Genomic DNA, 6,578 nt, shown 5'->3' with positions numbered 1-6,578 from the left:
GTTTTAAAATGATAGAGTGTACCTTCATCCAATACAGTTTCCTGCTCTACGATTATCTGTGCCGGAACAAACCACTGCACCAGACACATAATAACAAATGCGGGGATCAATAATTTCTTCATAGCCTTTTAGCGTATAGTGGTGCCGTTGTTTTCTGCTTTGCGTTTCCGTACCATCCAGAGATTGGCTACGAAGAAGCCGCTTCCTACCAATACAAATAATAATCCGCGAACAACAAAGCTCATATCCAGATCAAAGAAACGACAAACGATCAGTGCCGTCAGAATCAGCAAGCCATAGTTCAACACACTTAACCGGTTTTGCTGTGCGCCATCGCGAATGGTAAAAACACCAAATACAAACAATATAATATTATCCAACGCCTGCGGAATAAATGGCTCGCCTAACCCAATCGCATATAGTATAAATATAGCGATAAAGGCATAGCTCTTCACATTCAGTTTGGCAAAGGAAAGTTTTTGTCCCAGCATAACCAGCAATGCTCCTGCCCCTATAAAAGATATCCAGAAAGGATATGCGTGTAACAATCGTGTACTTCCGGCCTCTTCCCAAAATACATCAAAGCTCAAAAAGAGTAGTAACGATATCAAGCCGAGGCTGCCAACAATCAGGAATCCGTTATTAATCAACCTGCGCGCTGCGATCTTCTCCCACTGGCCGATCAGTATAAATATGCAAAACGCATTGATATATACCAGTGTAATAATTTCTTCCAGCCAGTTGCCAAACATACCCAACACGATGGTGACAGAGATTGCCAGAAGCCATGAGTGAAATGTAAAAAAATTACTGGCAATTCGATCGCGGTATAGCAGGTAATAGTGTGGCAGCACCAGTGCCAGAAATCCCCAATACCACCACGCGGTTTCATATGGATAATGGAAGTAACTCAGTTCGCTGGCATACCAGGTTATACCGATAATATATAGCAGCGAAGTGATAGACGACTGCATAATATAGATGATGGGGAAGCCCAACAGCATCCATATAAAAAGAAAACCGGCCAGTGTTCCTTCTATATTATATACCTGGCTTACGATGGCTATAGCAGCGGCCAGCGAAAGAAAAAGGAATGCCGAAGCACTTTCGCGCCAGGCAACACTGGCTTGTTTACGGATCAACGTATATCCACAGAGCACCTGCCCTGCAAGCATGGGCAAAAGCGCAAAGAAGAGCCTTACGGGTTTACTGAAATCGTCCCAGTTATGCGCAACGATCAGAATAATACCGAGCGCTACCAGCAGCGCACCTAAAATTCCGAAAACAATTATCAGCCGATTGGGTGTTGGATCTTCCTTCTGCGCATAATACGCCCGGATGCGGTCTGCCGTCTCTTCCGGTATAACGTTCGCTTCAACAAGCTCCGGCAATTCTTTCAGAATAGTTTTGCTCATAATTGGGGAAAGGGTATAAGTACAAAATATACAGTTCGCGATGCTCCACGAACTGTATATTATATACTAAATGTATAAAGGACTGACTACTTGGCAAAAGTATAGGCCGCTACACTGTTGCCAAAGAACGTAGGCACATACAGTGTTTTGGAAGTTGCATCGTAGTATATATCTGCAGTATTCAATTTTTGATCTTTCGTATCCAGCAGTTTGGTTGCCTTGCCGGCTGCATCCAACAGGTATATTTCACCATACCACGAAGAGATGATGAACTCATCTTTACCCACCGGCACTATACCATCGCCACCCTGGCCGGATGTACCTATCTGTGTAAGTTTCTTGGCACCATCAAGCTTATAGAATTTGCCGGTAGGGAAATCCACAAAGTATAGTATATCTTTTACCGACAATACACCGTTGGTTCCTTTTATATCGGCATTCTCAAAATATACTTCACCCTTTCCGTTGGCATATTTATAGATCTTGCCGGATTTGGAATCCGATATATATACATTTCCTTTTTCATCTACGGTAACATCGTTCAAAAATTGAGCTTCGGCCAACGCTGCGAAAGATGTTTTACCGGTAGCAATATCAATGATCGCGAGGCGATCGAGGTCGGCCACATAGAGTGTATTTTTATACAAGCCCATTCCCTTCGGAGCGTTGAGGCCCGTTACCCACTCAAGGGTAATAACCTTTCCTTCCGGAGTTATCTTCGATATAAATCCTTTTCCATCCTTACCATCAGGCTTGCCATCGATGTTGGCTACATATAGCACTTTATTTTTGGCATCTGCCAATACAGATTCCGGCACGCGGAACAACGTATCCGTTTTCCATTTCAACGTTAATGTTTGTGCAGAAGCTGCCGATACGATCAGCGAAACTATCAGCAACAAAAGTGTTTTCAGGGTTGTTTGTTGTTTCATACTATTTAGTTTAACGTAATGCTAATCCAATTGCTATCAGGTTAGCCGCTATATAAGATACTACCACTATACGCGAGCCTATTCGGTTAATACGCAGGGCCAGTTCCATTTTATCATTATCGTGCAGCTTGAGTGTAACGGCCGATACCACCAGCGTCATAAATATGGCGAAGAAGGTAAAGGCGTGCAACGTATCCACCAATGTAAAGGTGGATGACTCCGGCAATACCGAATCAATAATATACTTATTACCCACGGCAGCAAACAAACCACCGACCGGTAAACCGAAACGCGGCTCAAGTTCGGAAGGATGCGGTGTAAAGCTTACGATAGCAATCAGAAATGCTATATACATACCGATGAATATTTTCATGAACAATCCCCAGGCATTGCGCTCTATATCCATCTCGATATTGAATGTAGAGAACACCTGGTATGTATTGGAAGCATCGCCAAAACCGGTTTCATAATCATTCTCTTTACTGGCCACATGAAAGTTCAAAATCGTCCAGCCATCAATAGCTTCCTTCTCATCAAACTTGCTTCCTTGCTGATCGGGCACAAACACCAGGCTCTTGTTGTCGAACAACGTATTTTCGATCTGTACTTTCAGATGTTGTTTATCGAACGGAAAATCCTGCACATCCCATCGCTCTTTCATAGTACATTTCATTTTCATGATCGCCCATGCTTTACCGTCCACACTGTCTACTATAATTTCAGGTGGTTCGATCTCTTTCGCATTAGGTATATCCAGTTGTTTCGAAAAATCGAACCGTGCATTGTCGTACACAAACCAGAGCCAGAAACGGATAGTATACTCTTTATCATGAAAGTTGATATCGTGTACACTGATTACATAGGCACCTACTTTCACAGTATCCGGCACGTGTCGGGTACTGTCGTCCTGACCGTGTGCCAACATCGCGGTGAGGGTAAAAGAAAATACAAGCAAATACTTCAGCATAAAATCAGGCAGATAAGGTTATCAAAAGTAAAATTTTTACCATTGCCAAAGAAGTTGAGAAAGGTTCGGAACTTTCAATTTGCCGTGCTAATTTGTGCGCAAATTAAAACCTGCCATGTATACCGGATTATTGCATACCCACTCATCCCTGCGCTACCTTGTATTGTTGCTGTTGCTCGCGGTGATATTCAAATCACTGACGGGTTTTACCGGCAAAAAGCCTTTTGAAAAACTGGATGATAAACTCAGCCTCTTCCTCCTGATCTTTACACACATTCAACTGGTAGTGGGTTTGATACTATATTTTGTAAGTCCGTTCGTACAGTTTGGTGCACAAACCATGAGTGATAAAGCTACCCGCTACTGGACAGTAGAGCACATCTTCGGAATGCTCATTGCCGTGGTGCTGATCACTATAGCACGTGCTACCTCTAAGCGCATGACCGACCCGGTTGCCAAGCACAAGCGACTGTTCATCTTCAACCTCATAGCGTTGATCATTATTGTAGCCATGATTGTGTTGATACCGATGCGTAATGCATGGGCAGTATAGCCGTTCATGTAAAGTCAATGTAAGTAATCGCTCTTAAAGCGATCAAATTATATTCAGGCAATCGACAAGCCGGGCAAAAGCCCGGTTTTTTGTTTATACGATTTCTGTTATTGTTTTAACTTTACTCTGTTAATTTAACCTACATGAAAACCCCACTACTACTATTTTTTAGTCTGCTAACTTTTTATGCTGTCAGTCAGCCATCGTTGCAATCCATGCAGCGTTACGAACTCGTGAAGATGGATAAGAATGTAAACACATTTCACCACGAGGCTGCACCGGTAATTTCACCAGACGGTACAACACTTTATTTCTTTGTGCAGGATCACCCGGAGAACACACAGGGTAAAGATGATACGCAGGATATATGGATGTCGAAGAAAGATGCCAGCGGAGTGTGGAGCAAAGCCGAACACCTGCGCAGCCCGTTCAACGTTCATCGTTCCAACCAGGTGTTCACGGTATTTCCGGATGGAAGTTTGTTCATTAAAGGAGGCAGAACAAAAGGTGAAAAGGGGTTCTCCATCGTTACGAATGGTTCACTTCGCGAGCTCGATGTAAAAGATTTCAAGTCGATGAACAAAGGTCGCTTCTATGGTGCCAGCATGTCGGCCGATATGAAGCACATGATCATCTACTTCAGTGAAAAAGAAAATAGTCCTGACAGCGACCTGTATGGAAGCGAGCTCCAGGCAAACGGCTCATGGTCTAAGCCGGTAAAACTAAAACTCAGCACTACGACTGATGATGTTGGTCCATTTATAGGTCCCGATCAAAAAACACTATACTTCGCCAGCGCACGCCAGTCTCCCGGACGACAAGGCGGTGTAGATATATATCGCACCACCCGTTTGGATGACACCTGGATGAACTGGTCTGAACCCATCAACATGGGCAAGCCTATTAACACCAGTGCATTGGATTATTACTTTACCATCGACAATGCCGGTAACGTATTTACCAGCCGCGCGAACAAAGCGATGGATGGTGCACAGCTTGATCTATATGAACTCGTACCAAAAACATTTAAAGTACAATTAACAGGCGCTGTACTGAACGAAAAAACACAGGAGCCGCTGCAGGCCAATGTTGATATCAAGATAAAAGATAAAGAGCCGCTGAAGCTGCGCTCTAATGCTACGGGTAAATTTGATACCAAAGTGCCGGAGATGAGCGAGTTTTCTGTAGCCGCCAGTACCGAAGGATTTTTACCCAAAGAGCAATCATTCAAATTGCCGGTATTAAATAAAGATACCACTATATATATTGAATTGCTGCTGAAACCGGTAGCCAAGAAGTTGCTTGTATCGGGTAATGTATATGATAAGAAAACAGACAAGCAGATTCCTGCCAAGCTGGATATTACCCTGCGTAACAATCGTAAAACAAACTTTAAAGTAGAGGCCAGCCGCGGCTCGTACGAGAAAGAAGTACCTAAGCTTGGCTGGTATATGATCTCCGCTTCGGCAGAAGGCTATCTCAACGCAACGGATAGTGTACAGCTCGAAAGCGAAGAATTATCGCCTGCTATACGCGACCTGTACCTTATACCGATCGAGATTGGTGTAACTGTTCGCCTGAAGAATATATACTTCGATTTCGACAAAACTACCCTGAAGAAGGAGTCGTTCACCGAGCTTAATAAAGTGGCGGACTTACTGAAACAGAACGGCACCGTAGAGATCGAGATTGCCGGCCACACCGACAACAAAGGCTCTGACGATTACAACGCAAACCTTTCACAAGGTCGCTCGCAGGCTGTAGTAGATTATCTCATCAGTCAAGGTATAGAAAGCTTCCGTCTCACAGCGCACGGCTATGGCGAAAGCAAACCCATTGATACTAACGACACCGATGCAGGCCGCGCGAATAACCGAAGAGTAGAGTTTACAGTGGTGAAGAAGTAATTCTGGTTTGAAGTTCGATGTTTAAGGTTAAAGTTGAATAATGAATATCGAACAGGGAATGATGAATAGTGACGTATAAATGCATCAGCAGACACAGCAGCTACTCCTTCCCAGCACATATAACAAAAAAGAGCCGTAATATATACGGCTCTTTTTTTGGCTATATATACTACTTATTTGATACTACACCATCCAGTATGGAGAATCAAATCACGAATCACAATTAACAATTAACTGTTAACGGACAAAAAAAGAAAGAGCCGGCAAAAATACCGGCTCTCTTTATACCTATATAACGCTCCTTCCCTCCTGTATCAACCCCGCTTCCGCCAGCACACTTTGTTCATCACCGGTTATATAGGCAAAAATCTTTAACTCGTTTTTACGATGCTGCAACAGGTATATCACCTGAAACGAAACGGTAATCAGCGTTCCATTCTTTTTTTCATAGCGTGAGTCCCATTGCACAGTAGCCATCACGTGCCGAGCATCCAGTTCCGTTATAGCCAGATTGTGAATCTTCATTTCACACGTCCCTATATTTCTGTAGAACTCGTTGCCTCTCGGAATCATCCTCCGGAAAGCTTCATCATTCTTCCCCGCAATAACGCCTGATGGACTTGCTTCTATAAAATGTTCTGCAAAGGCATTCACCGTTCCTTCAATATCATCTACAGTTCCTTCCAGGGCATTGTCGCCTTGTAAAGCCCTGGTAAAGCGATTCTCGTACGCCTGAAAAAATGTTCTTACTTTTTGATGAAGGTTGTTCATACAAGGTTTGTATTAAAAAATCTATACCAGCTA

At 43.4% G+C, this 6,578-nt stretch carries 6 protein-coding genes; 2 read left to right on the top strand and 4 right to left on the bottom strand.

The genetic code is table 11. From position 1 onward, the window contains the following. Positions 1 to 128 precede the first annotated feature (128 nt). From VIN08_RS23695 to VIN08_RS23685, 3 genes are all read right to left on the bottom strand, one after another. Complete coding sequence (locus tag VIN08_RS23695) at positions 129 to 1,415, bottom strand: DUF2157 domain-containing protein (RefSeq protein WP_331970749.1); 1,287 nt, start codon at positions 1,413 to 1,415, stop codon at positions 129 to 131. A gap of 86 nt (positions 1,416 to 1,501) precedes the next feature. Continuing rightward, positions 1,502 to 2,347 (bottom strand): ATP/GTP-binding protein, encoded by an 846-nt coding sequence (locus VIN08_RS23690; RefSeq protein ID WP_331970746.1) that lies wholly within the window; start codon positions 2,345 to 2,347, stop codon positions 1,502 to 1,504. A gap of 10 nt (positions 2,348 to 2,357) precedes the next feature. Continuing rightward, positions 2,358 to 3,314: a hypothetical protein gene (locus VIN08_RS23685; RefSeq protein WP_331970743.1), complete on the bottom strand. Its 957-nt coding sequence runs from the start codon at positions 3,312 to 3,314 to the stop codon at positions 2,358 to 2,360. A gap of 94 nt (positions 3,315 to 3,408) precedes the next feature. Here VIN08_RS23685 and VIN08_RS23680 point away from each other — a divergent pair, with 94 nt between their 5' ends. Both VIN08_RS23680 and VIN08_RS23675 read left to right on the top strand, forming a co-directional pair. Then, positions 3,409 to 3,867, top strand: coding sequence for a cytochrome B (locus VIN08_RS23680; RefSeq protein ID WP_331970741.1), 459 nt, complete (start codon positions 3,409 to 3,411; stop codon positions 3,865 to 3,867). 143 nt (positions 3,868 to 4,010) lie between these two features. Beyond that, positions 4,011 to 5,774, top strand: a complete 1,764-nt coding sequence (locus VIN08_RS23675) for an OmpA family protein (RefSeq protein ID WP_331970738.1) — start codon at positions 4,011 to 4,013, stop codon at positions 5,772 to 5,774. A 288-nt stretch (positions 5,775 to 6,062) separates the two neighbouring features. On the opposite strand, the gene VIN08_RS23670 is transcribed toward VIN08_RS23675, so the two are convergent. After that, on the bottom strand, positions 6,063 to 6,545 hold the full coding sequence (locus VIN08_RS23670) for a hypothetical protein (RefSeq protein ID WP_331970736.1): 483 nt from the start codon (positions 6,543 to 6,545) through the stop codon (positions 6,063 to 6,065). Positions 6,546 to 6,578: the final 33 nt, after the last annotated feature.

The sequence above is a fragment of the Ohtaekwangia sp. genome (assembly GCF_036568665.1).
GTDB lineage: Bacteria > Bacteroidota > Bacteroidia > Cytophagales > Cyclobacteriaceae > Ohtaekwangia.
This window is presented reverse-complemented; position numbering and strand designations above follow the sequence as displayed.